26 protein-coding genes are annotated in these 26,369 nt (G+C 60.5%); 18 read left to right on the top strand and 8 right to left on the bottom strand.

Features of this window, described 5'->3' with window-relative positions:
- Positions 1 to 4 precede the first annotated feature (4 nt).
- From HF682_RS17225 to HF682_RS17215, 3 genes are read left to right on the top strand one after another with little or no spacing between them, the layout of a single operon-like run.
- A complete protein-coding gene (locus HF682_RS17225; protein WP_168878578.1) occupies positions 5 to 865 on the top strand; it encodes an ATP-binding protein in 861 nt (286 codons plus the stop codon).
- Entirely contained in the window at positions 862 to 1,632 is a 771-nt protein-coding gene (gene mutT / locus HF682_RS17220; RefSeq protein ID WP_168878577.1) for an 8-oxo-dGTP diphosphatase MutT, read from the top strand. Before HF682_RS17225 ends, mutT begins: the two co-directional genes overlap by 4 nt.
- Positions 1,629 to 2,057 (top strand): hypothetical protein, encoded by a 429-nt coding sequence (locus tag HF682_RS17215; protein ID WP_168878576.1) that lies wholly within the window; start codon positions 1,629 to 1,631, stop codon positions 2,055 to 2,057. Before mutT ends, HF682_RS17215 begins: the two co-directional genes overlap by 4 nt.
- 8 nt (positions 2,058 to 2,065) lie before the next feature.
- Here HF682_RS17215 and HF682_RS17210 read toward each other — a convergent pair whose 3' ends face one another.
- From HF682_RS17210 to HF682_RS17175, 8 genes are all read right to left on the bottom strand, one after another.
- Entirely contained in the window at positions 2,066 to 2,257 is a 192-nt protein-coding gene (locus HF682_RS17210; RefSeq protein WP_168878575.1) for a DNA gyrase inhibitor YacG, read from the bottom strand.
- A complete protein-coding gene (gene zapD / locus HF682_RS17205) occupies positions 2,257 to 3,012 on the bottom strand; it encodes a cell division protein ZapD (protein WP_168878639.1) in 756 nt (251 codons plus the stop codon). The genes HF682_RS17210 and zapD overlap by 1 nt, the downstream gene beginning before the upstream one ends.
- A 67-nt stretch (positions 3,013 to 3,079) precedes the next feature.
- The gene (gene coaE / locus HF682_RS17200) at positions 3,080 to 3,712 is read right to left on the bottom strand and encodes a dephospho-CoA kinase (protein WP_168878574.1); all 633 of its coding nucleotides are present in this window, start codon (positions 3,710 to 3,712) and stop codon (positions 3,080 to 3,082) included.
- A gap of 2 nt (positions 3,713 to 3,714) precedes the next feature.
- Positions 3,715 to 4,623, bottom strand: coding sequence for a prepilin peptidase (locus HF682_RS17195; RefSeq protein WP_168878573.1), 909 nt, complete (start codon positions 4,621 to 4,623; stop codon positions 3,715 to 3,717).
- A complete protein-coding gene (locus HF682_RS17190) occupies positions 4,623 to 5,861 on the bottom strand; it encodes a type II secretion system F family protein (protein ID WP_168878572.1) in 1,239 nt (412 codons plus the stop codon). The genes HF682_RS17195 and HF682_RS17190 overlap by 1 nt, the downstream gene beginning before the upstream one ends.
- 19 nt (positions 5,862 to 5,880) lie before the next feature.
- The gene (gene pilB / locus HF682_RS17185) at positions 5,881 to 7,572 is read right to left on the bottom strand and encodes a type IV-A pilus assembly ATPase PilB (RefSeq protein WP_168878638.1); all 1,692 of its coding nucleotides are present in this window, start codon (positions 7,570 to 7,572) and stop codon (positions 5,881 to 5,883) included.
- Between the two features lie 132 nt (positions 7,573 to 7,704).
- Positions 7,705 to 8,970 (bottom strand): CNNM domain-containing protein, encoded by a 1,266-nt coding sequence (locus tag HF682_RS17180; protein WP_168878571.1) that lies wholly within the window; start codon positions 8,968 to 8,970, stop codon positions 7,705 to 7,707.
- 23 nt (positions 8,971 to 8,993) lie between these two features.
- Positions 8,994 to 9,794 (bottom strand): cytochrome C assembly family protein, encoded by an 801-nt coding sequence (locus HF682_RS17175; protein WP_168878570.1) that lies wholly within the window; start codon positions 9,792 to 9,794, stop codon positions 8,994 to 8,996.
- Positions 9,795 to 9,930: 136 nt separating this feature from the next.
- Between HF682_RS17175 and ffh the strand changes: the two genes are divergently transcribed.
- From ffh to HF682_RS17100, 15 genes are all read left to right on the top strand, one after another.
- Entirely contained in the window at positions 9,931 to 11,289 is a 1,359-nt protein-coding gene (ffh, locus tag HF682_RS17170; protein WP_168878569.1) for a signal recognition particle protein, read from the top strand.
- A gap of 151 nt (positions 11,290 to 11,440) precedes the next feature.
- On the top strand, positions 11,441 to 11,680 hold the full coding sequence (rpsP, locus tag HF682_RS17165) for a 30S ribosomal protein S16 (protein WP_168878568.1): 240 nt from the start codon (positions 11,441 to 11,443) through the stop codon (positions 11,678 to 11,680).
- Positions 11,681 to 11,710: 30 nt separating this feature from the next.
- Entirely contained in the window at positions 11,711 to 12,241 is a 531-nt protein-coding gene (rimM, locus tag HF682_RS17160) for a ribosome maturation factor RimM (protein WP_240947329.1), read from the top strand.
- A gap of 23 nt (positions 12,242 to 12,264) precedes the next feature.
- On the top strand, positions 12,265 to 13,083 hold the full coding sequence (gene trmD / locus HF682_RS17155; RefSeq protein WP_168878567.1) for a tRNA (guanosine(37)-N1)-methyltransferase TrmD: 819 nt from the start codon (positions 12,265 to 12,267) through the stop codon (positions 13,081 to 13,083).
- 4 nt (positions 13,084 to 13,087) lie between these two features.
- The gene (gene rplS / locus HF682_RS17150) at positions 13,088 to 13,480 is read left to right on the top strand and encodes a 50S ribosomal protein L19 (RefSeq protein ID WP_168878566.1); all 393 of its coding nucleotides are present in this window, start codon (positions 13,088 to 13,090) and stop codon (positions 13,478 to 13,480) included.
- Positions 13,481 to 13,649: 169 nt separating this feature from the next.
- On the top strand, positions 13,650 to 15,311 hold the full coding sequence (locus tag HF682_RS17145; protein WP_168878565.1) for a hypothetical protein: 1,662 nt from the start codon (positions 13,650 to 13,652) through the stop codon (positions 15,309 to 15,311).
- 2 nt (positions 15,312 to 15,313) lie between these two features.
- Positions 15,314 to 15,787: a methylated-DNA--[protein]-cysteine S-methyltransferase gene (locus tag HF682_RS17140; protein ID WP_168878564.1), complete on the top strand. Its 474-nt coding sequence runs from the start codon at positions 15,314 to 15,316 to the stop codon at positions 15,785 to 15,787.
- Positions 15,756 to 16,691, top strand: a complete 936-nt coding sequence (xerD, locus tag HF682_RS17135; protein WP_168878563.1) for a site-specific tyrosine recombinase XerD — start codon at positions 15,756 to 15,758, stop codon at positions 16,689 to 16,691. The genes HF682_RS17140 and xerD overlap by 32 nt, the downstream gene beginning before the upstream one ends.
- A gap of 61 nt (positions 16,692 to 16,752) precedes the next feature.
- Positions 16,753 to 18,636 carry a potassium transporter Kup gene (locus HF682_RS17130; RefSeq protein ID WP_168878562.1) on the top strand — a complete coding sequence of 628 codons (1,884 nt, stop codon included), beginning with the start codon at positions 16,753 to 16,755 and terminating at the stop codon, positions 18,634 to 18,636.
- 217 nt (positions 18,637 to 18,853) lie between these two features.
- Positions 18,854 to 20,473: an ABC transporter substrate-binding protein gene (locus HF682_RS17125; RefSeq protein WP_373282899.1), complete on the top strand. Its 1,620-nt coding sequence runs from the start codon at positions 18,854 to 18,856 to the stop codon at positions 20,471 to 20,473.
- A 195-nt stretch (positions 20,474 to 20,668) separates the two neighbouring features.
- Positions 20,669 to 22,138: an ABC transporter substrate-binding protein gene (locus tag HF682_RS17120; protein WP_168878561.1), complete on the top strand. Its 1,470-nt coding sequence runs from the start codon at positions 20,669 to 20,671 to the stop codon at positions 22,136 to 22,138.
- A 205-nt stretch (positions 22,139 to 22,343) separates the two neighbouring features.
- Positions 22,344 to 23,390 carry an ABC transporter permease subunit gene (locus HF682_RS17115; protein ID WP_168878560.1) on the top strand — a complete coding sequence of 349 codons (1,047 nt, stop codon included), beginning with the start codon at positions 22,344 to 22,346 and terminating at the stop codon, positions 23,388 to 23,390.
- Between the two features lie 36 nt (positions 23,391 to 23,426).
- On the top strand, positions 23,427 to 24,344 hold the full coding sequence (locus tag HF682_RS17110) for an ABC transporter permease subunit (RefSeq protein WP_168878559.1): 918 nt from the start codon (positions 23,427 to 23,429) through the stop codon (positions 24,342 to 24,344).
- A gap of 15 nt (positions 24,345 to 24,359) precedes the next feature.
- Positions 24,360 to 25,358 (top strand): ABC transporter ATP-binding protein, encoded by a 999-nt coding sequence (locus HF682_RS17105; protein WP_168878558.1) that lies wholly within the window; start codon positions 24,360 to 24,362, stop codon positions 25,356 to 25,358.
- Positions 25,355 to 26,338: a peptide ABC transporter ATP-binding protein gene (locus HF682_RS17100; RefSeq protein ID WP_168878557.1), complete on the top strand. Its 984-nt coding sequence runs from the start codon at positions 25,355 to 25,357 to the stop codon at positions 26,336 to 26,338. Before HF682_RS17105 ends, HF682_RS17100 begins: the two co-directional genes overlap by 4 nt.
- Positions 26,339 to 26,369 lie beyond the last annotated feature (31 nt).

Raw genomic sequence — 26,369 nt, 5'->3', positions numbered from 1 at the left:
CTGCATGAGCCTGGATATTCAGCAGCAGGTGCTGCAGCAGCTGGCCCGCATTGCCGATGCCCTCGAGGGCGGGGCATTGCCCGTCAACGACTGGCAGGCCAGTGCCTACCGCTGGCGGCGGCAGGGGGCGCGGGGCTATTTGCAGCCGGTGCCGCACTGGCACCGCATTGCGCTGGATGATCTGCACAGCATCGAGCCGCAGAAGCAGCAGATGCTGCAAAACACCCGCCAGTTTGTGGCGGGCCGTCCTGCCAACAATGTACTGCTGACCGGCAGCCGGGGGACCGGCAAGTCCTCGCTGATCAAGGCCATGCTGACCACCTTTGTTGATCAGGGGCTGCGGCTGGTGGAGGTGGACAAGAGCGAGCTGCAGGATCTGCCGGAGCTGATCGAGCAACTCTACGGGCGGCCTGAGCGCTTTATCGTGTTCTGCGATGACCTGTCGTTTGACGAAGGCGACGGCAGCTACAAGGCGCTGAAGGTGGCGCTGGACGGTACGGTGACGGCACCGGGTGAGAACGTGCTGATTTACGCTACCAGTAACCGACGCCATTTGGTGCCCGAGTATTTTGAGGACAATGCACGCAGCAAACTGGTGGGCGAGGAAATCCATCCCGCCGAGGCGGTGGAAGACAAGATTGCCCTCTCGGAGCGCTTTGGTCTGTGGCTGTCGTTTTACCCGTTTGACCAGAACGAGTATCTGGCGGCAGCGGCACACTGGTTGCAGCATTTTGGCGCCGTGATGGATGATGCCGCACGCCAGCAGGCGCTGCTGTGGGCGCTGTCTCGTGGCGGGCGTAGCGGGCGGGTGGCGTGGCAGTTTGCCCGCGATTATGCCGGTCGGCAAAGCGGGGTGCAGCCATGACCAAGCGCTTCGTGCACGTTGCTGCGGGCGTGATCAAACGCCCGGATGGCACCTTCCTGTTGGCCAGCCGTCCCGAAGGCAAACCAATGGCGGGTTACTGGGAATTTCCCGGTGGCAAGATCGAGGCTGGAGAGTCTGCTGCGGAGGCCCTGCAGCGTGAGCTGCATGAGGAGCTGGGCATTACCATGCAGGAAGCGCTACCGTGGGTGACGCAGAACTTTGATTACACCCATGCGCGGGTGCGCCTGCACTTCTTCCAGGTGGAGCAATGGCAGGGTGAGCCGCAGGCGCACGAAGGCCAGCAAATGGCCTGGGTGTCACCTGCGCATCATGCGGTTGAGCCGGTGTTGCCGGCCAATGCCGCGATCCTGCGCTGGCTGGCACTGCCGGACCAGATGCAGGTGGGCAGTGCCGCGGCAGAGTGTGTATTGCTATCACAGCTGCCGCAGCAGAGCCAGCGTGGCGAGGTGTGTGGTGTACTTGGGCCACAGCCCTTGCAGCATTGGTCGGCCAGCGATTTGATGCTGCAGACGGTCCGGCCTGCAGCGGTGAGCTGGTGTGGAGCGCAGGTCCAGTCGCACGAGCAGCTGCTGCATGCCGCCCGGTTGGGCCTGGACTATGTGTGGGCGGATGACAGCGTGACCCTGGCGGAGATACAGGCGTGGTGCGTGGATGGCCCGCCCTTGCCCTTGTTTGCCAGCACGCACCGCTTCCCTGAGGGGCTGGCGGCGGCCCGACACATCGGGGTGCACGGATTGCTGCGATGAGGTTGCTGTTTCGCGCAGGGTGGTTGCTGCTCACCTTGCTGGTGGTGGGGGCCATGGCCTGGGGCTGGCTGAAGCAGCGTAGCCAGTTGACGGGGCACGTGGTGAGTTGTGCAGACCCGCTGCAGGGGTGCCGTGGGTCAACTCAGACTGGCTCGGCATTGCAATTGCGCTTCTTGCAGCCGGCCTCCGGCTTGCAGCGGTTTGCCGTCACGGTCAGTGGCGTACAAGCAAAGCAGCTATCGGTGCAGTTCGATATGCAAGGCATGCAGATGCCGCCAGCCCGCTTTGCCCTGCAACAGCAAACAGCAGGCTGGCAGGGCTCGGCCATTTTGCCGGTGTGTGTGCAGGGACGGCGCGACTGGCAAGTCACAGTCTGGGCGGATGGGACGCCTTACCGCTTTCAGTTCAGCCAGCCATCACGCTGAGGCGCAGCCTAGTTCAGATGCTCTGCGCCGGTTTCATCCTGATCTTCTGCGGCAACTCGGTATTGTTCCGTGGCCCATTGGCCAAGATCAATCAGCTTGCAGCGCTCGCTGCAGAAGGGACGCCAGCGGTTATCCGGCGAAAACGGGGTGAGGGTGCCACAGCTGGGGCAGGGAACCTGCCGGATCGTACGGGAAGGCATTACAGGTTGCAGTAGGTCAGGGTGAACGTCACATCGCAATCCAGCGTTTTCGGGCGTACTTCGCCGCCCGGGCTGGTGAAGCGGATATTGATGGCATATTTGTTGGCGGAGAGCTCGGGTACGCCAATCAGCTCGTCCGGCATGTCGACGCGAAGCAGCTGCACCAGTTTGCCACCGGACATCTGCTGAAACATGCCGTTGCGGGCAACGTACTGATGGGTTTTGCCGGAGTCTCGCAAGAGGCGCAGCACGATGGCAACGCCATCGCGAATCGGTAGCAGCGGCTTCATCCAGGCAACGAGATCATACTGGCGCACCATGGCTTCGTGGTTCAGCCAGAAGTGATAGGACGGGATGTCAAACTCGCAGACCCCACCCGGGATGCTCATGCGCTGCTTGATGCCCATCAGCCACTCGTTCTCGCGGATGTGCTGGCCAAACTTGCCGGTGACTTCCAGCAAGCGGGCACTGGTCTGCTCGATCTCCTGCAGGATGCGGTCCAGCGCATCTTCTGAAATCTGTGGATTGCTGCGCAAGGCTTCCAGCGTGGTGCGCTGGCGTTCCAGCTCTTGCAGCAGATCAGACTTCAAATCTGCCCGCGCGCCAATTTCGATGATCTCGAAAAGGGTCTGCAAGGCAAAGTGGTGTTCAAATCCCGCTGTCTTGGCGGAAAAGTGCTCAAAGCGCTCGTACAGGTCTTCCAGCCGCAGCAAGCTGCGGATGCGTTCGCTCAATGGGAACTCGTACTGGATCACGATGGCCTGGCAGGAGTAAGGTTTGCCACATTCTGCACCAACAAGCCCAAATATACAAACCGCTTCATCATGCAAAGCCTGTATTGGCGCGCCATAGGCGGGTTTTTTCAAGGTAAGCCTGATGCAAAGGCCATAATTGCGCCTGCAGCTCGTCCAAACTGCCCTGATTATCGACTACATCGTCGGCAGCGGTCAGGCGTTGCTGACGATTCCATTGCTGCGCCATGATGCGGCGAACCATGTCCGCATCCAGCTGACTACGCTGCATTACCCGTGCAATCTGGAGGTCTTCCGGACAGTCTACCACCAGCGTTCGGTGCACCCGCTGCGTGTAATGGCCGGTTTCAAACAGCAGGGGTACCACCAACACCACATACACCCCCTGAGCCTGTTGCACGGCATCTTCGGCGCTGTGCTGGATCATCGGGTGCAGGATGGCCTCCAGCTGCTGACGGGCTGTGGGGTCATGAAACACCCGCTCTCGCATCACTGTACGATCCATGCTGCCATCCGCTGCAGCAATGGCTGTGCCGAAAGCCTGGATCAGGGCGGGCATGGCCGCGCCTTGCGGTGCGGTGAGCTGATGGGCGAGCTGATCGGTATCCACCACGGTGGCACCCCACTGCTGCAGGATGTCCGCCGCGGCAGACTTTCCGGAGCCGATGCCGCCGGTCAGGCCCAGGACCCAGGGACGGTGCATGCCTAGTGCAGGATCAGGTTGCCGGCAAACAGGGTAATGACCCCACCCATTGCCAGATAGGGGCCAAATGGCAGTTTCTTCTGCCAGGCGTGCTTGCCCAGCACGATCATCAGGATGCCCACTACCGCGCCAACGGCAGAGGCGATAACGATGATCTGCGGCAGGGCTTGCCAGCCAAGCCAGGCACCCAGCGCGGCCAGCAGCTTGAAGTCGCCATAACCCATGCCTTCCTTGCCGGTGGTCAGCTTGAACAGCCAGTACACGCTCCACAGCAGCAGGTAACCAGCGACTGCACCCAGCACGGCTTGTGGCAGGGCGACCAGACCGTGACCGGCCCACGCCAGCAATACGCCGACCCACACCAGCGGCAGGGTGAGGTCGTCCGGCAAGTACATGGTGTCCAGATCAATGAAGGTCAAGGCCAGCAGGATGGCACACAGCCCATAGAGCGCCAGTGCTAGCCAGAGGTCATGGCCGCCAAACTGTGCCATGCAGCTGGCCGCAGCCAGCCCGCTGAGCAGCTCCACCAGCGGATAGCGTGGCGAAATGCGCGCCTGGCAACCCTTGCACTTGCCGCCTTGCAAGGCATAGCTCAGCAAGGGGATGTTTTCCAGCGCGCTGATGGCATGACCGCAGTGCGGGCAGGCTGAGCGCGGCACCACCAGGTTATAGCGCTGCGGGCTGAGGGTGCTACCCACCACCTTGGAGGCCTGCTGGTATGCGGCCGCATGGGGGCCGCCGTCCTCGCCCAGCTGACCCAGGATGTCACGGGCATCGCTCAGCCAGCCGGTTTCCAGCATCTTCGGCAGACGGTGGATGACCACGTTGAGAAAGCTGCCCACCAGCAAACCAAACCCGCCCGCAATCGCCACCCATACCGCGAGCGGCATGCTACCGAACAGTTCCTGCATCAGACGACCTGGCCGATCTTGAAGATGGGCAGGTACATGGCCACCACCATGCCGCCGATCAGGGTACCCAGTACCACCATGATCATCGGTTCCATCAGGCTGGAGAGGGCCTCTACGGCACGGTCTACTTCCTCTTCGTAGAAGTCGGCCACCTTGGCCAGCATGGAGTCCAGCGAGCCGGATTCCTCACCAATGGCCGTCATCTGCAGCACCATATTGGGGAACACCTTGCTGTTCTGCATGGCGATGGTCAGGCTGGTACCCATGCTGACTTCGGCCTGAATCTTTTTGGTGGCTTCGACATAGACCTGGTTGCCGGAAGCGCCCCCCACCGAGTCCAGTGACTCCACCAGCGGGACACCGGCAGCAAACATAGTGCCCAAGGTACGCGACCAGCGCGCCAGCGTGGCTTTGCGGATCACATCGCCAAACACCGGCAGCTGCAACATCAGCTTGTCCATGCGCATCTGCATGGTGCGGGAGCGTTTCCACATGTAGAAGAAGGCATACAGGCCGCCAAAGATGCCACCAAAGATGGCCCACCACCACTCGACAAAGGCATCCGATAGCGCCATCACGAACAGAGTCGGTGCTGGCAGGTCCGCACCAAAGCTGGTGAACAGCTCCTTGAACGCGGGAATCACGAAAATCATGATCACGGCCGTGATGACGAAAGCCACCACAATGATGGATACCGGATAGAACAGGGCAGACTTGATCTTGCCCTTCACTTCCAGGATCTTTTCCTTGTAGATGGCCAGACGGTCCAGCAGGGTATCCAGAATACCAGCCTGTTCGCCGGCCTCGACCAGATTGCAGAACAGGTTGTCGAAGTAAAGCGGATACTTGCGGAAGGCTTGCGACAGGCTGCTACCGGTCTCCACATCCGACTTGATGTCCATCAGCAGCTTGGCTACCGACGGGTTACCATGCCCTTTGCCCACAATGTCAAAAGCTTGCAGCAGCGGCACACCGGATTTCATCATGGTGGCCAGCTGGCGGGTGAACAGGGTGATGTCCTTTTCCGAGATCCGCTTGCCGCGTGAGCGGCGGGCCTTCTTGATCACGGCAGGTTTTAGCCCCTGCTTGCGCAGCTGGGAGGCGATGGCCTCGCGGGTAGCCGCGCGCATTTCGCCCTTGACGGTCTTGCCGCTTTTGTCTTTGGCTTCCCACAGAAACAGGGCTTCCTGGGGGCCGGACTTGCCGGCGGTTTTCTTGACTGCGGTTGCGGTGGCCATGGCGGTTATCCGTAATGGTTCATTCGTTGGTAACGGCTTCGATCTCTTCCAGCGAGGTTAGCCCTTGGCGGACTTTCAGCAAGCCGGATTGTCGCAGGTCACGAACCCCTTCGCGCTTCGCCTGATCGGCAATGTCGATGGCGTTGCCGTTAGACATGATGATACGCTGCATTTCTTCACTGATCGGCATCACCTGATAGATCCCCAGGCGGCCTTTGTAGCCGGAGCCTTTGCAGGCATCGCAGCCCACATGCTGGTAGGGCTTCCAGCTGCCGTCCAGGTCATCCTCGGTGAAACCGGCACGCAACAAGGCGGCGGGCGGAAGGTCAATCGGCTTCTTGCAGGCGCTGCACAGGCGACGAGCCAGCCGTTGCGCCGTGATCAAAATCACCGAGCTGGCAATATTGAACGGGGCCACGCCCATGTTCATCAGGCGCGTCAGCGTGGTAGGCGCATCATTGGTGTGCAGGGTAGAGAAAACCATGTGACCGGTCTGCGCGGCCTTGATGGCAATATCTGCGGTTTCCAGGTCCCGGATTTCACCCACCATGATGATGTCTGGATCCTGCCGCAGGAAGGATTTCAGCGCGGCGGAAAAGGTCAGACCCGCTGCGTCATTGACGTTTACCTGGTTAATCCCGGCCAGGTTGATTTCAGCCGGGTCTTCAGCGGTGGCAATATTGATGCCAGGCTCGTTGAGGATGTTCAGGCAGGTGTAGAGCGACACCGTCTTGCCGGAACCGGTGGGTCCGGTGACCAGCACCATGCCGTAAGGTCGCTTGATGGCATTCATCAAGCTTTCCTTCTGCTCCGGCTCATAGCCCAGCGCGTCGATGCCCAGCGTGGCGCTGCTGGGGTCGAGAATACGCATCACGATCTTTTCGCCATGCAGGGTCGGCAGGGTGGACACCCGGAAGTCGATGGCGCGGCTCTTGGACAGCACCAGCTTCATGCGGCCATCTTGCGGCACCCGCTTCTCGGCGATGTTCAACTTGGAAATCACCTTGATGCGGGAGGCAATTTTTTCCTTGATGGCGAGCGGGGGCTGTGCGACCTCATGCAGGACACCATCGGTACGGTAGCGAATACGGTAGAACTTCTCGTAAGGCTCAAAGTGAATATCCGAGGCGCCGCCATTGATGGCGTCCATCAGGATCTTCTGGATGTAGCGGACGACAGGTGCATCATCAATGTCCGCACCGCCATCGGCCTCTTCCTGCTTTTCCTCGCCCGCGGACAACTGCAGGTCCGAGTCGTCGAGCATCAGGTTTTTCAGGTTGGCACCGCTGGCCTCGATCTGGGCGTCAATCAGCTTGCCCAGCTTGTCGTCCTCGACCACCACGGCTTCGATGGTTGAGCCGAGCTTGAACTTGATCTCGTCCAGCGCGTCATTATTGGTCGGGTCCGCAATGCCGATGAACACCGTGTTGCCGCGCTTGTACAGCGGCACCGCCCGGCGTGACATCATCAGTTTCTGGTCGAGCAGGTTCTTGGGCAGATAGTCCAGGTTGAAGCTGGACAAGTCGAGCAGCGGGAAGCAGAAGGTATTGGCCGCAAATTCGGCGACCTTGCGAGCGGGCATCTTCTTGCTTTGCACCAGCTGCTGTACAAAGCCAATCCCGCCTTGCTGGGCTTGCTCCTGCAGGGTGAGCGCATCGGCTTCGCTCAGCAGGTTCTGCTGGATCAGGGCCCGGGCCAGGCCAGGCAGCATGTTGGGAGAGATTGCCACGGTATCGCTTTCGCTAACAATTCGTCTTTAACTTTAGCGCAATTTCCGGCGTTAGAGCAGGCCGGGAGCGGCGCAATGATAATGGAATTATTGCTGGGCTGCCCAGCAAAACCTTCAAGTGTTGCTTGCCTGCGACACTCTGTGGCTCAGGCGGGCCCGCTTGACGCCCCGTTCCTGCATGCTGATGACCTCGATGATGACCTCGCCCAGGCGCAGGCAGGTCCCCACTTCGGGCAGTCCTTCCAGTTGCTGCAAAATCAGGCCATTCAAGGTTTTCGGACCATCCAGCGGTAAAGGCAGCCCGCACTGTTGCTGCAGGTCGCGCAGCAGGCAGGCGCCATCGGCCAGTACCGAGCCCGACTCAGCCGCTTGCCAGCCTGCCTGATTGCGGCCCTCCGAGGGGAGTTCACCGAGCACCTCGCCCAGTATATCGGTCAAAGTCAGCAGGCCTTGAATCTCCCCATATTCGTCCACGACCAGCCCCATGCGCTGCCGCTGCCGCTGGAATTCCCGTAGCTGCGTCAGCAAGGGGGTGCCGGAGGGGATGAACAGGGGAGGGCGAATCAGTGGCTGCAGGGTGGCCAAGGGGCTGTCATCCCGCTGGCGCAGGGAGAGGGCTTTGCGGGCGTGCAGGATGCCGCTGATCTGCTCGTCGTCCCCCTGATAGGCTGGCAGCAGGGTGTGCCGGGCCATGGCGAGGTGATGCCAGCCTTGTCCGGCAGGCTGCGACAGGTCAAATCGCTCCATGTGCTGGCGCGGCGTCATGATGTCATCCACCGTGCGGGAGGACAGGTCCAGCAGGTTCAGCAGCAGGGTGCGGTGCTGCGCCTGAAACAAGTGCGGCGACTCGCCGAGCAGCAGTCGCAGGGCATCATGGTCATCCTGCGGGCGGGCATGGGCCAGTGGCCGCAGCAATTGCCGGATACTCCATTGCAAGCCCTGGCTCAGCGGCAGGCAGATGACCCGCAGCACATACAGCAGATAGCTGCAGGCGTAGGCCAGGGCCGGTGCGGGCAGCAATGCCGCCAGTCGTGGTGCCAGCTCGCTGACGGCCACGATGGCCAGCAGGCAGCACGCCCAGGTCAACAGCATGGCGGGCAAGGCCAGCTCGGTAAAATGATCGACTGCCCACAAGGTGGCGAAACCGGCCAGGCTCAGATACAGCGCAATGCGGCATAGCAGGAGGGTCGCCAGCAGCTGCTCGGGTTGCTGCAGCAGACGCAGGGCCAGTCTAGCCCCCCAGTGCTTGTTCTGGACATGCTGGCGCAGCAACAGTCGGTTGACAGAAAGCAGGCTGAATTCTGCTGCCGCCAGCAGGCCGCAACCGGCCAGCAAGCCCAAGGTGAGCCACAGCAGGCGGTAGGAGGGAATGTCGTCCAAAGCAGGGCCTCAGGGCTGGATCGTCAGCGCCGCAACACCACTTCCAGCACAAACTTGCTGCCGACATAGGCCAGCAACAGGAAGACGGAGCCCAGCAGGGTCAAGCGTGTGGCCAGACGTCCGCGCCAGCCCAGGGTGTGGTGGCCCAGTAGCAGGCCACCAAAGGCCAGCCAGGAGATCAGCGAGAAAATATTCTTGTGATTGGGAAGGAACCAGGCACCAAGACGGCTGTGAGAGAACAGCGCGCCAGAGATCAGCGCTGCAGTCAGCAGCAGGAACCCCACCAGGATAGTATTGAACAGCAATCGCTCCAGTCCCAGTAGCGGTGGAAGTTGCTGCAGGCTGCGATGGTTCTGTACATGGTGCAGGTTGTACTCCACCACCGTCATGAACAGTGCCAGCAACGTGGCCACGGATAGCAGGCTGTAAGCCATCAGCGCCAGCAACAGGTGCAGCTTGAACCAGGGCTGGCTGGCATCCACCAGCAAGTGCTGGGCTGGCAGGATGGCCTGCAGCCCGGTGCCGAGTGCGGCCAGTGGCAGCAGCAAGGGATAGAGACCGGAGAGGTTTTGCCAGTGTGCGCTGCAATACACCATGAGCAAGATCAGGCAGGCCAGCATGGAGGTGGCGTTACCAATGCCCAGGTTGACGCCCAGTGGGGTCACTACCGCCAGCCCCAAGACCGCAGCATGGGCCAGCAGGGCGACACCGAGCACGTAAGGCTCGGCCTGGATCGGCAGCAAAGGCGAGCGCCCGGCCCAGCGGGTGCGCTGAAAGTGCCAGGCCAGCATCAGGTAAATCAGGGCTATGACAAAGGAAAACATGTAAGCCGCGTGTGAGTCGGGTAAAATCGACAGAATGGCAGTCTATCATCACTTGCACTGCTTGCGGGTGTGCAACAGGGCACACCTTTGCTTTCCTGAACCTTCCGCCGGTCAAACCGGTGAGTAATGTGACGCCATGCTTGATAATCTGACCGGTCGTTTGTCGACCATCATGAAAACGCTGCGCGGTGAAGCGCGGCTGACTGAATCCAATATCAGCGATGCGATGCGTGAAGTGCGCATGGCACTGCTGGAGGCCGATGTGGCCTTGCCGGTGGTGAAGACCTTCATCGCCCAGGTCAAGGAAAGGGCCATGGGGCAGGAGGTGATTGGCAGCCTGAGCCCGGGCCAGGCCGTGATCGGTGTGGTCCATCAGGAGCTGACGCGGCTGATGGGTGAGGCCAATGTCGACCTCAACTTTGCCTCACAACCCCCGGCCATCGTATTGATGGCTGGTCTGCAGGGGGCGGGCAAGACCACCACCGTGGGCAAGCTGGCCAAGTACGTGCGCGAGCAGCACAAGAAAAAAGTGCTGGTGGTCAGCTGTGACGTGTACCGCCCGGCGGCCATTGAGCAGCTACGCCTGCTGGCCGAGCAGGTGGGGGTGGAGTGGTTCCCTTCGTCTGACCAGGATGAGCCAGTGGCCATTGCCCGTGCTGCACTGGAGCATGCCCGCCGCCATCTGTTTGATGTGTTGCTGGTGGATACGGCAGGTCGCCTGGCCATTGACGAGGCCATGATGCAGGAAATCAAGGCGCTGCACGCCGCCTTGAATCCGATCGAGACCCTGTTTGTGGTGGATGCCATGCAGGGGCAGGATGCGGTCAATACTGCCCGCGCCTTCAGTGAGGCGCTGCCGCTGACCGGCGTGGTGCTGACCAAGCTGGATGGTGATGCTCGTGGTGGTGCAGCCTTGTCCGTGCGGCAGATTACCGGCAAGCCGATCAAGTTTGTCGGCGTGGCTGAAAAAGTGGGCGGGCTGGAGCCTTTCCATCCGGAGCGGATGGCGTCCCGTGTGCTCGGCATGGGCGATGTGCTGAGCCTGATCGAAGAGGCGCAGAAGTCGGTCGATCAGGAAGAGGCCAAGAAGATGATGGCCAAGGTCAAGTCCGGCAAGGGCTTTGACCTGGAAGACTTCAAGATGCAGATCGTGCAGATGCGCAAGATGGGCGGCATCAGCGGGCTGATGGACAAACTGCCCGCGCAGTTGACGGGGCAGCTGGGCGGGCAGCTGCCAGCCGGCGCGGACGAGAAGGCCATCAACCGCATTGAAGGCATCATCAATTCGATGACACGGCAAGAGCGCAGCAAGCCCGAGCTGATCAAGGCTTCGCGCAAGCGCCGCATCGCGGCGGGGGCGGGTGTGTCGGTGCAGGAGGTCAACCGCCTGCTGAACCAGTTTGAAACCACACAAAAAATGATGAAGCAATTCAGCAAGGGCGGTATCGGCAAGCTGATGCGCGGCATGAAGGGCATGTTCCCCGGCATGCGCTGAGCCGGTGCGGACGGCGGTGTTTGGCGGTCTTGCAACAGCTTGGTGAGGTGGCTAGGGCTGATATGTGCAAAGACTTGCCAAACAGTTGAATGTGCGCGTAAAATCTGCCCTCTTTGGCATAACACCCATTTTACTATTCAGGTAGAGAATCATGGTCGTAATTCGTCTGGCTCGTGGCGGTGCAAAGAACCGTCCGTTCTACAACGTGGTGGTAACGGACTCCCGCAACCGTCGTGATGGCCGCTTCGTCGAGCGCATCGGTTTCTACAACCCGGTGGCTGCCGAGGGCGAGGAAGGCCTGCGTCTGGCTCAGGATCGTCTGGCCTACTGGATCGGTGTTGGCGCTCAAGTGTCCGACTCGGTTGCCAAGCTGGTCAAGCGCACCAAGTAAGTCTGTACAGGCCAGCTGCGGGTGAGCACCTTGCAACGCGCTGACACGCCTGTCGCAGTACCCGACGCCGACCTCGTGCCCATGGCCAAGGTCGGCGCGCCTTTTGGGGTGCTTGGCTGGGTGCATGTCTATGCCGATACCGAATATCCGGACAGCCTGTTCGATTACGAGCAGTGGCATCTGGGTAACGGCAAGGTCTGGCGACCCTATCAGCTGGAAACCGCCAAGCTGCACGGCAAGGGGCTGGTTGCCAAGTTCGTGGGCTGTGATGACCGCGATCAGGCCGCCCTGTTGCGCAACCTGACGGTGGCTGTGCCTCGCAGCGAGCTGCCGGTGCCGGAAGAGGACGAGTATTACTGGTCTGATCTGGTTGGCATGTCGGTGGTGAACCTGCGTGGCGAGGCGCTGGGTGTGGTGGACCACTTGCTGGAGTCTGCCGGCAATGATTTGCTGGTGCTGCAAGGTGAGCCGCAGCGGCTGATTCCGTTTGTGCGGCAGATTGTGCATGCAGTCAGCTTGGCTGACCGGCAGATTACGGTGGACTGGGAGCGCGACTATTAAGCGCTTGGTGCGGGGGCAGGGTCATGCGCTTTGATGTGGTGACCTTGTTTCCGGAGATGTTCAAGGCGTTGACTGATGTGGGGGTCAGCGCACGAGGCTTCCGCATTGGGGCGTGCAGCCTACAATGCTGGAATCCACGGGATTACACCAGCAATGCCTACCGTACGGTGGATGATCGTCCGTACGGGGGCGGGCCGGGCATGGTGATGCTGCCGGAGCCACTGGAAAAAACGCTGGCTGCCGCGCGCGCTGCACAGCAGGCCGCTGGTGTGGCGCAGCCGCATGTGGTGTACCTGTCGCCGCAGGGGCGGCGGCTGGATCACGCTGCAGTACAGAATTTGCGCCAGCGTGAAGGTTTGATTTTGCTGGCCGGGCGTTATGAGGGTGTGGATGAGCGCCTGATCGAACGCCAGGTAGATGAAGAGCTGTCGATTGGCGATTATGTACTGTCTGGCGGTGAGCTGCCGGCGATGGTGCTGATGGACGCGCTGATCCGGCTGCTGCCGGGCGTGCTGAATGATGCCGCGTCGGCAGAAGAAGATTCGTTTGTTTCCGGCTTGCTGGATTGTCCGCATTACACGCGGCCGGAAGTGTATGAAGGTATGGCGGTGCCCGGCGTCTTGCTGTCCGGTCACCACAAAGAGATCAACCGCTGGCGGTTGAAACAGGCGTTGGGGCGCACCTGGCTGCGAAGGCCGGATCTGCTGCAACAACGCCCGCTGTCGAAAGAGGAGTCTCGTCTGCTGGCTGCGTTTCAGGAGGAAACGCGGCAGGCCACTCGCCAAGATGCGGGTGCCCCGGGTTGTCCGCCGCAGGAACAAGACACCAAGCAACAGGAATAGCATCATGAACCTGATCCAGATTCTGGAACAAGAAGAAATCGCCCGCCTGGGCAAAACCATTCCGGCATTCGCCCCGGGCGACACCGTGGTGGTGCAAGTGAAGGTGAAGGAAGGTAACCGTGAACGTCTGCAGGCTTACGAAGGCGTGGTGATCGCCAAGCGTAACCGTGGTCTGAACAGCTCCTTCATCGTGCGCAAGATTTCTTCCGGCGAAGGCGTGGAACGTACTTTCCAGCTGTACTCGCCGCAAGTGGCTGCCATTGAAGTGAAGCGCCGTGGTGACGTGCGCCGCGCCAAGCTGTACTACCTGCGCGAGCGTTCCGGCAAGTCGGCCCGCATCAAGGAAAAGCTGCCGGCACGCAAGGTTGCTGCCGTGGCTGCCCCGGCTGCAGAGTAAGTCAGGACTTCGGGATGCCTGTGCATCCCCTGATCCGGAAAACGCGGAGCGCAAGCTCCGCGTTTTTTTTTGCGAATAAACATGTAAAAAGTGCGTGATGGCTCTTGCTCTTGCGGGGCGGGCCAAGCAACATGCCGCCAGGATTCTGTTGTGGATGGACTGAGGCGTGATGCAAAGCAAGACATGGTGGATCGGCCTGTGTGCCGGGGTATGGTTAACCGGGCAGGCGCTGGCAGACAATATGCCTTTGGCGCAGTGGCTGAAGGAGGGGCAGGCGACGGCGGTATTGTACTGGCTGGATCAGCAACCCGCCGTGGAGCTCACTGATCCGGCCTGGAGTACGCGCGAAACCTTCCGCCTGCAAGCGCTGCTGCAACAGCAGCAACTGCCTGCCCTGCAGCAGCATCTGACACCCGGCGCGCCCCTGTTGTGGCCGGCGGCCAATCTGTGGGTGGCGCAGCAAGCGCTGAAGCAAGGGCAGCTGACCGCCGCACGACAATATCTGGCGCCACTGCTGGCGGCTGAACATACCCTGTCCCCCGAGATGCGGGCGCAAGCTTCAGCCGCCTTGCTGGAGAGCCTGCTGCGCGACAATCAACTGGACGATGCCTTGCGCGAAGCGGGGCGAGCCGGTGGACTGGGGCTGCGCTTGCCCGAGGGATTGTTGCGCCAACTGGCGGTGCAGGCCTTGCTGCAAAGCCAGCCCGACCTTGCTGCCGTGAAGGCTCTGCCGCTCCCGGCAGACAGCCTGCCTGCGCAGGTACTGGCCTGGCGCAGTGGTCAGGCCAATGAAGCGGTGCTGGTGGCCTGGCTGCTCAAGCAGCTGGCAAATCCCGGCATGACGTGGCAAGCCGAGGAACTGCAGCTGCTGCATCGGGTGTCGGCCGATCTGAATCATGCCCGCCTGCAAGTCGAGATCGGACGCGTGCTGTTGTCGCAAGCCCGGCTGCCGACGGGCGTGGAGGCCTCGGCGCTATTGGCGCAATGGGCCCGGCAGGGCGAGCGCATCGGTAATCAGGCGCAATTGCTGACCGGTGACGATGACGCTTGGTGGGCTTTGCAGACCAAGCTGCCCGCCGAACAGCAATGGCAGGCCATCCCGCTGCTGGCATACCAGAACCGTGAAGCCAGTACCCCGGAGCGCCGTGCGCAGGCGGCACAGGCGCTGTTGGCACAATTGTCTAACCAGCCGGTAGCACAATGGCAACTGTTGCCGCAATTGCTGCCTCAGGGTCAGGCTGAATGGTCGGCGCAGCTATCCGCGGCGCAACGGCAGGCGCTGGCGATGCAGCTGGGTATGGGGCCGCAAGGCCGCGAAGGTGGCGACGCGCTGTTGGCCGCCAAATGGTGGCAGGGGCTGGCCGATGACTTGCCCGCCCCGGCGCAGCTGGCACGCCAGCGTGACCTGCTGGCGATTGGTGCCCGGGATGAGGCGCGCAAGCGCTTGCTGGCATGGGCCAAACCAGGTGCCACGGATGAATGGTTGACCGCACTGCCGCTGTGGACAGAAAAAGCCAAACCGGGCGAACTGGCTGCACTGTGGCAGGCGCTGGCGCGTAACGCGGGCACGGAAGTGGGGGCGCAACGCGAGCTGCAGCGTGCCAGGTCCGCCTTGGGGCTGGGCTTGTGGACGGAAGCAGCTGCGCACGCCCTGGCCGCCCGGCAGGGTTCGAGTGGAGCAGCCCGGCAGGAAGCCAGCCTGTTGGCACGGCAGGCCTTGTATCGGCTGGGTGCGGTGACCGAAGCGCAAGCGCTGGAGGCGGCGCCTGCTGCGGAGACGGTGGCTGCGGCAAACAAGCCGTTATCCCCCGCCAAGCCGCGCAAGAAGTGAGCATGTGGACCCTGCGCTTCCCCTTTCCGGATTTCTCGCTAGGCGTACGCTGTAGCACCGATGCCGTGCTGGAAGCCGCCTTTTTGCCGGTGCATTCCGGCGAGGAGGGTGCGACTGTACTGGCCAATACGGTCTGGCAGCAGCTGCTGCAATATCGGGCGCAAGGCCAGTTCTGTTTCACGCTACCCTTGCAACCGGAGGGTACCGAGCATGATCGCAAGGTATGGCAATGGTTGTGCCAGTTACCGGCCGGGCAGCCCGCCCGCTATGGCGAGGGCGCGGCCGTGCTGGGTTCCAGCGCCCAGGCGGTGGGCAATGCCTGCGGGCGTAATCCGATTCCCTTGCTGATTCCTTGCCACCGGGTGGTGGGGCAGCATGGACTGGGGGGCTTCATGCAGGGCAGGCAGGAGGGCCCCCTGTCCATCAAGCAATGGCTACTGCAACATGAATCCCGACAAGCCAGCCTCTTCGGTTGATGCCGACAGCCAGCAGTGGCTGGCGCGTTTTCTGGATGCCATCTGGCTGGAGGATGGTCTGTCACGGCAGACCATTGCGGCGTATCAGCTGGATCTGCAGCAACTGATGGTGTGGCTGGCGTCGCAAGGGCTAGGCTTGCGTCAGGCCGATGCCAGCCAGTTGGGGACGTACCTTGGTGAGCGCTTGCAGCACAGCAAGGCCAGCAGCGTGCGGCGTGCACTGTCGTCCATCAAGCGTTGCTATCAATATCTGCTGCGTGAGTCTGCCGTGCTGCAAGACCCGAGCGTGGCACTGGAGATGAAAGCCGCTCCGCGACCGTTGCCCAGCACCCTGTCTGAGGCGGAGGTCGTAGCCTTGCTGCAGGCCCCTGATGTGGCGACCCCGCTGGGGCTGCGCGACCGTGCAATGCTGGAGACCCTGTACGCAACGGGGCTGCGGGTCACCGAGTTGACCGAGTTGACGCTGGCCCAGACTGAGCTGACCGCGGGCTTTGTACGTTTGTTTGGCAAGGGCAACAAGGAGCGGCTGGTGCCGCTGGGGGATGTGGCGCTGGACTGGCTGCAGCGCTATTTGCGGCAAGCACGTGCTGAGCTGCTGCAAGGGCGCCAGAGTGAAGCCCTGTTTGTTACCCGCCGGGGCGAGGCGATGACACGGCAGATGTTCTGGCAGTTGATCAAGCGCTATCTGCTGGTGGGGGGCGTTGTCGCTGCGGGAAGTTCACGCACGATTTCCCCGCATACCCTGCGCCATGCGTTTGCCACTCACCTGCTCAACCATGGTGCCGACCTGCGCGTGGTGCAGCTGCTGCTGGGGCATGCCGATATTTCCACCACCCAGATTTACACCCATGTCGCGCGCGCGCGACTGAAAGCCCTGCACAGCGAGCATCATCCACGGGGCTGAGCTTTCGTGCTGCAGTGCAAACTGTTAGCATGCTTACTCCAAATTCTGGAGTTCCTCCCAAATGAGTTCGTCCTCAGCCACCAGTCCGCAGAAAGCTGCCGGACTGATTGTGGGCGCAATCGGCGTGGTGTATGGCGATATCGGCACCAGCCCCTTGTATACCTTGAAAGAATGCTTTGGCGGGCCGCATGCGATTCCGTTCACGGCAGACAGCATTTACGGTGTGCTGTCACTGATCTTCTGGGCACTGATGATCGTTGTGTCCATCAAGTATGTGGTGTTCATCATGCGCGCCGACAACAATGGCGAGGGCGGGATTCTTGCGCTGATGACGCTGGCACTGCGTGGTACCGAGCGCAAGACCACCCGCTGGTTCCTGATGGTGCTGGGCATCTTTGGGGCGTCGATGTTTTTCGGCGATGGCATGATCACCCCGGCCATGTCAGTACTGTCCGCGGTAGAAGGCCTGACGCTGCTCAATCATGAGTTTGAGCACTATGTGGTGCCTGCCTCAGTGGTGATCCTGTTCCTGCTGTTTGCCATTCAGCGCTTTGGTACGGCCAGCGTCGGCAAGCTGTTCGGGCCAGTGATGCTGCTGTGGTTTGGCTCGCTGGCGGTGTTGGGTCTGGCGCAGATCGTGCATCACCCGGAAGTGCTGAAGGCGATTAACCCTTGGTACGGGCTCAGCTTCATCCTGGCGCACAAGGTGCAAGCTTTCTTTGTGATGGGCTCGGTGGTGCTGGCGATTACCGGTGCCGAGGCGCTGTATGCCGATATGGGCCACTTTGGCCGCTTCCCGATCCGGGCGGCGTGGTTTGGCTTTGTGATGCCCTCGCTGGTGCTGAACTACTTTGGGCAAGGGGCGCTGCTGATTGCGGATCCTGATGCGGTGAAGAATCCCTTCTACCTGCTGGTGCCGGAGTCGTATCGCTGGATGATGGTGATTCTGGCAACCTGCTCGGCGGTGATCGCGTCGCAGGCTGTCATCTCCGGCGCATTTTCGGTGGCAAGGCAGGCGGTGCAACTGGGCTATTGCCCACGGCTGGACATCCTGCACACGTCTGAACGGGAAATTGGTCAAATCTACATCCCCTTCATCAACTGGGTGTTGATGATCATCGTGTTGCTGCTGGTGCTGACCTATCGCTCCTCCAGCAATCTGGGTGCAGCCTACGGTATTGCGGTGACCACCGAAATGGTGATGGCCACCATCCTGACCTTTGTGGTGATGCGCCGCATCTGGAAGTGGCATATCGGCTTGATCAGTACCGGCATTGCGCTGCTGCTGATTGTCGACATCGCCTTCTTCTCGGCCAATGCCATCAAGATTCCGGAGGGCGGCTGGTTCCCGCTGGTGATTGGTGCGGTGACCTTTACCCTGCTGACCACCTGGAAACGTGGCCGCAGCATCCTGTTCAAACGCCTGAACGAAGACAGCCTGCCGCTGGAAATGTTTGTCGAGAGTGTCGGGGCCCATCCGCCGCATGTGGTGGAGGGAACCGCCGTGTTCATGACCGGCAGCAAGACCGGGGTACCGCATGCTCTGCTGCACAACCTGAAGCACAACAAGGTGTTGCATGAGCGCAACGTGCTGCTGACCATCACCACGGAGGATATTCCCTATGTGCCGGATATTGACCGGCTACGGGTGCAGAGCCTCGGCCATAATTTCTGGCAGGTGGAAGCCATTTACGGCTTCAAGGAAGAACCGGATATCCATGAGATTCTCAAGATCAGTGGCGAGCAGCACAACTTGGCTTTCGAGATGATGGAGACCTCCTTCTTCCTGACCCGTGAAACGCTGATTGCCAGCAAGGTGCCGGGTATGGCCATCTGGCGGGAGAAGCTGTTTGCCTGGATGTCGAAGAATGCGACCAAGGCGACAGACTTTTTCCGCATTCCGACCAACCGGGTGGTGGAGCTGGGTACACAAGTCGAGTTGTAATGCGGCTTGCAGGGTCGTTGCGGCGACCTGTTCGGGTGGACAGTGTTCATGCTCTTGTCAAATTGCTAAAGAAAAAGTTTGGCGAGGGCAAAAAATCCTGTTCACCTGCACGCTGGACTATGCTAATTTGCGCGCCATATGTGCTGCAGTTCGGTATGTCGCCGTGGTGGTTCATATAAACCAAAAAGCCAAGGTATTCTGAGAGAGGACGATCTACATGATGAAGCTTCGCACTGTGAAAGTAGCCGCTGTTGTCGCACTGGCGCTGAGCGCCATGGGCGCACAGGCAGCCAAGACCCTGGTGTACTGCTCCGAAGGCAGCCCGGAAGGTTTCGATTCGGCCCGTTATACCGCGGGTACCACCTTTGATGCCTCCTCCCACACCGTGGGTAACCGTCTGGTTGAGTTCGAACGCGGCACCACCAAAGTGGTTCCTGCACTGGCTACCAGCTGGGAAATGTCGGCAGACGGCCTGACCTATACCTTCAAGCTGCGTCCGGGTGTGAAATTCCACACCACCGAATACTTCAAGCCGACTCGTGATTTCAACGCCGACGACGTGGTGCTGACCTTCGAACGCCAGCTGAAGAAAGACCACCCGTACAACAAGGCAGTGAGCCCGGCTCCGGAATATCCGTACTTTGGCGACATGGGCCTCGACACCACCATCAAGTCGGTGGAAAAGGTTGATCCGCTGACCGTGCGCTTCGTGCTGAACAAGCCGTCTGCCACCTTCCTGGCCGACATCGCGCTGCCGCCGACCGGCACCGTGATCTCCGCCGAATACGTCAACAAGCTGCTGGCTGAAGGCAAGGCCAACGAACTGAACAACGCCCCGATCGGCACCGGTGCCTTTGTGTTCAAGCGCTACGAAAAGGATGCGCAGATTCGCTTTGCCGCCAACCCGACTTACTGGGGCGGCAAGCAAGCCATCGACAACCTGATTTTCGCCATCACCAAGGACTCCGCTGTCCGCGCCCAGAAGCTGAAGGCCAATGAGTGCCAGGTGGCCTTTGCCCCGAAGCCGCAAGAACTGAGCAGCCTGAAGGGTGATCCGAACATCAAGATGACCAACCAGGCTGGCCTGAACGTGGGTTACCTGGCTTACAACACCCGCCACAAGCCGTTCGACAACCGTGATGTGCGCCTGGCCCTGTCGATGGCCATCAACAAGCAAGCCATTCTGGATGCGGTGTACAAAAGTGGTGACATCAGCATCGGTAACGCTGCTGTGAATCCGATCCCGCCGACCATGTGGTCCTATAACAAGGGCACCAAAGACTACGGCTACGACACCGCCAAGGCCAAGGACATGCTGGCCAAGGCCGGTTTCCCGAATGGCTTTGAGACCACCCTGTGGGCCATGCCGGTGGTGCGTCCGTACAACCCGGATGCCAAGAAGATGGCCGAACTGATCCAGGCAGACTGGGAAAAGATCGGCGTCAAGGCCAAGATCGTGACCTACGAATGGGGCGAATACCTGAAGCGTACCAAGGCTGGTGAGCATGACACCATGCTGCTGGGCTGGACCGGTGACAATGGCGATCCGGACAACTTCCTGTACGTGTTGCTGTCCTGCGACGCCGTCGCGGGTGGCAATAACCGTGCTGGCTGGTGCCAGAACGAGTTCTCTGACCTGGTGGGCCGTGCCAAGCTGACCACCAATGTCAAGGAACGCACCAAGTACTACATGCAAGCTCAAGACGTATTCAAGCGTGAAGCACCGTGGCAAACCATCGCCCACTCTGTGGTGTATGTGCCGATGCGCAAGAACGTGCAAGGCTTCGTGCAAAGCCCGCTGGGTGACATGATCTTCAAGGGCGTTAGCCTGAAGTAATGCCGTAACCCGTGAAACCGCTGGGTGGCTTTGGCTGCCCGGCGGTTTTTGTTTGTAGCGTCCTGGTGGAGTGGCCAAACAGTGCGGTTCCGGTTCCTGGTTACCTTGACGATCGCTTGTGGTGTCTCCCTTTCCGGGTGGGGTGCCAGCAAGAGCCTGACGGTATGCACTGAGAATGCGCCGGAAGGTTTCGACATGGCGCGCTACCAGTCGACCGTCACCAATGATGCCTCCAGTGAGGCTCTGTATGACCGCCTGCTGGATTTTGAGCGCGGTACCACACGGGTCATCCCCAGTCTGGCGGAGCGTTACCAGGTATCCCGCGACGGGTTGAGCTACACCTTTTACCTGCGTCAGGGCGTGCGTTTTCATCGCACCGAGTATTTCACCCCAACACGAACACTGAATGCGGATGATGTCCTGTTCACCTTCCAGCGCATGCTGGATCGTAATCATCCCTGGTATGCCTCGGCGCCTTCCGGCTATCCCTTTGCCAGTAGTCTGGGCCTGGCGGGGCTGATCAAATCCATCGACAAGCAGGGCCCCTATGTGGTCCGCTTTACCTTGCAGCGTACAGAGTCACCGTTCATCGCCAATCTGGCGATGGGCTTTGCATCCATCCTGTCCAAGGAATATGCCGATCAGCTGCTGCGGACGGGCCGCTTGGAGGACTTGAATACCCACCCGATTGGCAGCGGTCCGTTCCTGTTCAAGCGCTATGACAAGGATGCGACCATCCGCTATCAGGCGCACGCCGATTACTGGCGCGGCGCACCTCGTATTGAAAATTTGTACTTTTCCATCACGCCGGACCATGCTGTGCGGGTCCAGCGCCTGCTGGCCAATGAGTGCCAGATTGCCATTCAACCCAAGCCGGAAAGCCTGCCGCAATTGCGCAGCCACCCTGAGATTCAGGTAAACAGCATCCCGGCGCTGTGGACCATGTATGTGGCTCCCAATACCTCCCGGCGCTGGCTGTCGGACAAGCGCTTCCGCCAGGCGCTCTGGATGGCCATGGACAAGGCCGCCTACATCAAGGCGGTACTGAGCGGCAATGCGACACCGGCCTGGAACCCGATCCCGCCCGGTATGTGGTCGTATAGTACTACGACATCCGATTACCCCTATGATCTGGTCAAAGCCCGCAAGCTCGTCAAAGCATCCGGCTACGACGGCACGGAGCTGGTGATGCTGGCGCGAACGGGCGGCCTGATTGATGCCAAGAAAGCGGCCGAGCTGCTGCAGGCCGACTGGGCCAAAATTGGCGTCAAACTCAAAGTGGTGCAGATGGAGTGGGGTGAGGTATTGCGCCGAACCGCGCGTGGCGAGCACGATCTGGCCTTGTTTGGCTGGGTCAGTGACAATGGCGACCCTGATAACTTCCTCACGCCCAATCTCTCTTGCGCGGCTGTCGCCAGCGGGGGGAATCGCTCGCGCTGGTGCAACCCGGATTTTGACATGTTACTGAGCCGAGCTCGCGCCTCTTCGGACATCCGGGAGCGTGCGCGGCTGTATGAAGCAGCGCAGCAACTGTTTCATGAAGAAGCGCCCTGGATACCGACTGTATACCCGATGCAGCCGATTGCCATGCGCAAGTCGGTTCGGGGCTTTGTGCAAAGCCCGTTTGGCAGTCACAATTTTTATAAAGTCTATCTGACCGATTGAACAGTTGTTTTTTGTTGCACTAAAACACAAACCCTGTTTTTTGTTGCACTGCAACCAGTTGATTTGCTTGAACAAGCCGCCTTGCGCGGGTATTATCGCGCCCGCCTCTACGTAAAATTACCTAGAATGAGGTCAGGCACTTCTGTTAACCGGTAGCCGTGTCCGTCAGGCATGGTTCACCCCCACCAACCACAGGCGAACCCCTATGTTTTCGTTCATTCTGCGCCGCTTGCTGTTGGTGATCCCTACCTTTATCGGGATTACCATCATCGCCTTTGCCCTGATTCACCTGATACCCGGCGACCCGGTATTGCTGATGGTGGGCGAGCGCAAGCTGGATCCCGAGTTTTATCAACGTGCCATGCACAACCTGGGGCTGGATCTGCCGCTGTATGAGCAGTATCTGAACTATGTGAAGCATGCACTGCATCTGGATCTGGGCAAATCCCTGGTAACACACGAGCCTGTCTGGGGTGAATTCATCAAGCTGTTCCCGGCCACCGTCGAGCTGTCGGTCTGTGCGCTGCTGTTCGCCGCGGTGTTTGGTATCCTGGCTGGGGTATTGGCCGCCATCAAACGCGGCTCCATTTTTGATCATGGCGTGATGGGCATCTCGCTGACCGGCTTCTCCATGCCGATCTTCTGGTGGGGCCTGTTGCTGATCATGTTCTTCTCCAATTACATGCGGACCTTGTGGCCAGAGATAGCTCTGCCGGTATCCGGCCGGATGGATCTGGAGTTTGATATTGTGCCGAAAACCGGCTTCATGCTGATCGACAGCTGGATGGCCGAATCTGCCGATCCGGAGCTCAATGCGGGTGCCTTCCGCTCGGCATGGACCCACCTGATCCTGCCGACGGTGGTGCTGGGTACCATTCCGCTAGCGGTGATTGCCCGGATGACCCGCTCTTCCATGCTGGAAGTGCTGCGTGAGGACTATGTGCGTACCGCTCGGGCCAAGGGCCTGTCGTCCATGCGGGTGATCTTTGTACACGCCCTGCGCAATGCGTTGATTCCGGTGATTACCGTGATTGGCCTGCAAGTGGGCACCTTGCTGGCGGGTGCTGTGCTGACGGAAACCATCTTTTCCTGGCCCGGCGTGGGCAGCTGGCTGATCAACGCCATCAGCCGCCGCGATTATCCGGTGGTGCAGGGCGGTATCCTGATCACAGCGACCATGGTGATTCTGGTCAACCTGATCGTGGACCTGCTCTATGGCGTCGTCAACCCGCGTATCCGTCATGCCCGCTAAGGCGTGGCCCCTGCATGCACTGAGTGAGACACTAGCATGAGTCAAAATCAAACCCTGGCGGCAGTGGCCGCAGAGGAACCCGTAGCCCAGTATCCGCACCCACTGAAAGAGTTCTGGCGCAGTTTTTCCCAGAACAAGGGGGCCGTGGCGGGGCTGTTCGTCTTCATCTTCATGATCCTGTGCGCTTTGTTCGGCCCCATGCTGGTCAGCCACAGCCCGATCGAGCAGTATCGAGAAGCCATGCTGCAACCGCCTTCCTGGGCGGGGGGCAATTCGACGTTCCTGCTGGGTACCGACGATGTCGGCCGTGACATGTTGTCCCGCCTGCTGTCCGGTGCTCGCCTGTCGCTACTGATCGGCCTGTTCTCGGTGCTGATGTCCATGATTCCGGGAGTGATTCTCGGCCTGCTGGCAGGTTTCTTCCCGCGTGCACTGGGGACCACCATCATGCGGCTGACCGACATCATGCTGGCGCTGCCCTCCCTGCTGCTGGGGCTGGTGATCATTGCCATCCTCGGGCCCTCGCTGGTGAACACCATGATCGCCATTGCGGTGGTGGGCTTGCCGGGCTACGTGCGGCTGACCCGCGCGTCGGTGATGGCTGAGCTGGCCAAAGACTACGTCATTGCTTCTCGCGTGGCGGGGGCGGGCATCTTGCGCCTGATGTTCAATACCGTATTGCCGAACTGCATGGCACCGATCATCGTGACGGCTACCATGGGCTTCTCCAATGCCATTCTGGAAGCGGCTGCCTTTGGCTTCCTGGGGTTGGGCGCACAGCCGCCGACGCCGGAGTGGGGCACCATGCTGGCCAATGCCCGTGATTACATGGAAACCGCCAGCTGGGTGGTGACCCTGCCGGGTCTGGCCATCCTGATTACGGTATTGGCGATCAACCTGATGGGTGACGGCCTGCGCGACGCGCTGGATCCGAAACTGAAGCGCCTGTCCTGAGCGGAGACTGAATCCATGAGTTTGCTGGAAATCAAAAACCTGTCGGTCGAGTTCGGACCGGTTGGTAAAGCGTTTGCCGCCGTATCAGGCATGGACCTGTCGGTGGATGCGGGTGAGCTGGTTGGTATTGTGGGCGAGTCCGGTTCGGGCAAGAGCGTCACCATGCTGGCCATGATGGGCCTGATTGATGCACCGGGCCGGGTTACGGCGGACAAGCTGATGTTCGATGGCCAGGACATGCTGAAGATGACGCCGCGTCAGCGCCGCAAGATCATCGGCAAGGACATCTCGATGATCTTCCAGGATCCGGGCACCAGCCTGAATCCGAGCTACACGGTGGGTCACCAGATCATTGAAACCCTGAAGGAACACCAGCCGGCCAGCCGCTCGGCCATGAAGGATCGTGCGCTGGAGCTGCTGTCGCTGGTGGAGATCCCTGATCCGGCATCGCGTCTGACCGCCTATCCGCACCAGTTGTCGGGCGGGATGGCGCAACGGGTGATGATTGCCATGGCGCTGGCCTGTAATCCCAAGCTGCTGATTGCCGATGAACCGACCACCGCGCTGGACGTGACCATTCAGGCACAGGTGCTGGAGTTGCTGGTACGTCTGCAGAAGCAGAACAATATGGGCCTGATCCTGATCACACACGATCTGGCCGTGGTGGCGGAGACCGCTCAACGTGTGGCGGTGATGTACGCGGGCCAGGTGGTGGAAACTGCAGGTGTTCCGGCGATTTTTGAAGCGCCGCATCATCCCTACACCCAGGCGCTGCTAGACTCCATTCCGGAGCACAGCAAGGGCGCCGCTCGCCTGCCCACCCTGCCGGGTGTGGTGCCGGGTGCGTATGACCGTCCGCAAGGTTGCTTGTTGTCTCCCCGCTGCAAGTTTGCGACCGATCGCTGCCGTAAGGAACGTCCGAAGCTGACCCCGGTTAACGGTGGCGCAGCGCGCTGTTTCTTCCCCCTGAATCTGGCCGAGACGCGTGCCGACCAACCAGGAGTGCCGGCATGAGCAAGCCACAACCCATTATCCTCTCTTCGCGCAACCTGACCCGTTACTACGATGTGTCGCGTGGTTTCATGAAGCCGCACGCCACGGTCAAGGCGCTGAACGGTGTGTCGTTCGACCTGCGTGCCGGCCAAACGCTGGCGGTGGTCGGCGAGTCTGGCTGTGGCAAGTCCACCCTGGCCCGTGCGCTGACGCTGATCGAGCGGCCCACCAGTGGCGAGCTGGCGATTGACGGTGTGGACATTGTCACTGCCAATACCGCGACGCTGAAGGAGATGCGCAGCAAGGTGCAGATGGTGTTCCAGAACCCATACGGCTCGCTGAACCCACGCAAGACCGTCGGCCAGATGCTGGAAGAGCCGCTGATCATCAACACCCAGCTCAGCCGTGACGAGCGGCGCGAGAAGGTGCAGGCGATGATGAAGAAGGTCGGCCTGCGCCCGGAATTCGTGCAGCGCTACCCGCACATGTTCTCTGGCGGTCAGCGCCAGCGGATTGCCGTCGCCCGCGCCATGATGCTGAACCCGAAGATCATTGTTGCCGATGAGCCGACCTCCGCACTGGATGTGTCGATCCAGGCACAGATCCTCAACTTGTTCATGGATCTGCAGGATGAAACCCAGGTCGGCTACGTGTTCATCTCGCACAACCTGTCGGTGGTGGAGCATATCGCTGACCAGTTGATGGTGATGTACTTGGGCAGCGCGGTTGAGTTCGGCGACAAGGAAAAGATCTTCAGCCGCCCGCTGCACCCGTACACCAAGGCGCTGCTGTCCTCCACGCCGACCATTGACCCGGCACACCGTACAATCAAGATCAAGATCACCGGTGAACTGCCATCGCCGCTCAACCCGCCATCGGGTTGCACTTTCCACAAACGCTGCCCTTATGCCAACAGCCGTTGCAGCAGCGAAGTGCCGCAACTGCGCAAGGTAGAAGATCGGCAGATTGCCTGCCATCTGGTCGAACAGATCAACCAGTAAAACAGGTCAGGCGCAGGATGCCCGCCGGCTG

The organism is Leeia aquatica, assembly GCF_012641365.1.
GTDB lineage: Bacteria > Pseudomonadota > Gammaproteobacteria > Burkholderiales > Leeiaceae > Leeia > Leeia aquatica.
The sequence above is the reverse complement of the archived record's forward strand: the minus strand, read 5'-3'. Positions and strand labels throughout refer to the sequence as shown.

What these genes read in the sequence shown, in the direction of transcription:
- xerD (WP_168878563.1), top strand. Translation starts at nt 15,756, where the DNA reads ATGAATCCCGACAAGCCAGCCTCTTCGGTTGATGCCGACAGCCAGCAG.
- HF682_RS17105 (WP_168878558.1), top strand. Translation starts at nt 24,360, where the DNA reads ATGAGTTTGCTGGAAATCAAAAACCTGTCGGTCGAGTTCGGACCGGTT.
- rplS (WP_168878566.1), top strand. Translation starts at nt 13,088, where the DNA reads ATGAACCTGATCCAGATTCTGGAACAAGAAGAAATCGCCCGCCTGGGC.
- HF682_RS17120 (WP_168878561.1), top strand. Translation starts at nt 20,669, where the DNA reads ATGGCGCGCTACCAGTCGACCGTCACCAATGATGCCTCCAGTGAGGCT.
- ffh (WP_168878569.1), top strand. Translation starts at nt 9,931, where the DNA reads ATGCTTGATAATCTGACCGGTCGTTTGTCGACCATCATGAAAACGCTG.
- HF682_RS17110 (WP_168878559.1), top strand. Translation starts at nt 23,427, where the DNA reads ATGAGTCAAAATCAAACCCTGGCGGCAGTGGCCGCAGAGGAACCCGTA.
- HF682_RS17130 (WP_168878562.1), top strand. Translation starts at nt 16,753, where the DNA reads ATGAGTTCGTCCTCAGCCACCAGTCCGCAGAAAGCTGCCGGACTGATT.
- HF682_RS17175 (WP_168878570.1), bottom strand. Translation starts at nt 9,794, where the DNA reads ATGTTTTCCTTTGTCATAGCCCTGATTTACCTGATGCTGGCCTGGCAC.
- HF682_RS17190 (WP_168878572.1), bottom strand. Translation starts at nt 5,861, where the DNA reads ATGGCCACCGCAACCGCAGTCAAGAAAACCGCCGGCAAGTCCGGCCCC.
- pilB (WP_168878638.1), bottom strand. Translation starts at nt 7,572, where the DNA reads ATGCTGCCTGGCCTGGCCCGGGCCCTGATCCAGCAGAACCTGCTGAGC.
- HF682_RS17215 (WP_168878576.1), top strand. Translation starts at nt 1,629, where the DNA reads ATGAGGTTGCTGTTTCGCGCAGGGTGGTTGCTGCTCACCTTGCTGGTG.
- mutT (WP_168878577.1), top strand. Translation starts at nt 862, where the DNA reads ATGACCAAGCGCTTCGTGCACGTTGCTGCGGGCGTGATCAAACGCCCG.
- HF682_RS17210 (WP_168878575.1), bottom strand. Translation starts at nt 2,257, where the DNA reads ATGCCTTCCCGTACGATCCGGCAGGTTCCCTGCCCCAGCTGTGGCACC.
- trmD (WP_168878567.1), top strand. Translation starts at nt 12,265, where the DNA reads ATGCGCTTTGATGTGGTGACCTTGTTTCCGGAGATGTTCAAGGCGTTG.
- coaE (WP_168878574.1), bottom strand. Translation starts at nt 3,712, where the DNA reads ATGCACCGTCCCTGGGTCCTGGGCCTGACCGGCGGCATCGGCTCCGGA.
- HF682_RS17225 (WP_168878578.1), top strand. Translation starts at nt 5, where the DNA reads ATGAGCCTGGATATTCAGCAGCAGGTGCTGCAGCAGCTGGCCCGCATT.
- HF682_RS17145 (WP_168878565.1), top strand. Translation starts at nt 13,650, where the DNA reads ATGCAAAGCAAGACATGGTGGATCGGCCTGTGTGCCGGGGTATGGTTA.
- HF682_RS17100 (WP_168878557.1), top strand. Translation starts at nt 25,355, where the DNA reads ATGAGCAAGCCACAACCCATTATCCTCTCTTCGCGCAACCTGACCCGT.
- HF682_RS17115 (WP_168878560.1), top strand. Translation starts at nt 22,344, where the DNA reads ATGTTTTCGTTCATTCTGCGCCGCTTGCTGTTGGTGATCCCTACCTTT.
- HF682_RS17125 (WP_373282899.1), top strand. Translation starts at nt 18,854, where the DNA reads ATGATGAAGCTTCGCACTGTGAAAGTAGCCGCTGTTGTCGCACTGGCG.
- rpsP (WP_168878568.1), top strand. Translation starts at nt 11,441, where the DNA reads ATGGTCGTAATTCGTCTGGCTCGTGGCGGTGCAAAGAACCGTCCGTTC.
- HF682_RS17140 (WP_168878564.1), top strand. Translation starts at nt 15,314, where the DNA reads ATGTGGACCCTGCGCTTCCCCTTTCCGGATTTCTCGCTAGGCGTACGC.
- HF682_RS17195 (WP_168878573.1), bottom strand. Translation starts at nt 4,623, where the DNA reads ATGCAGGAACTGTTCGGTAGCATGCCGCTCGCGGTATGGGTGGCGATT.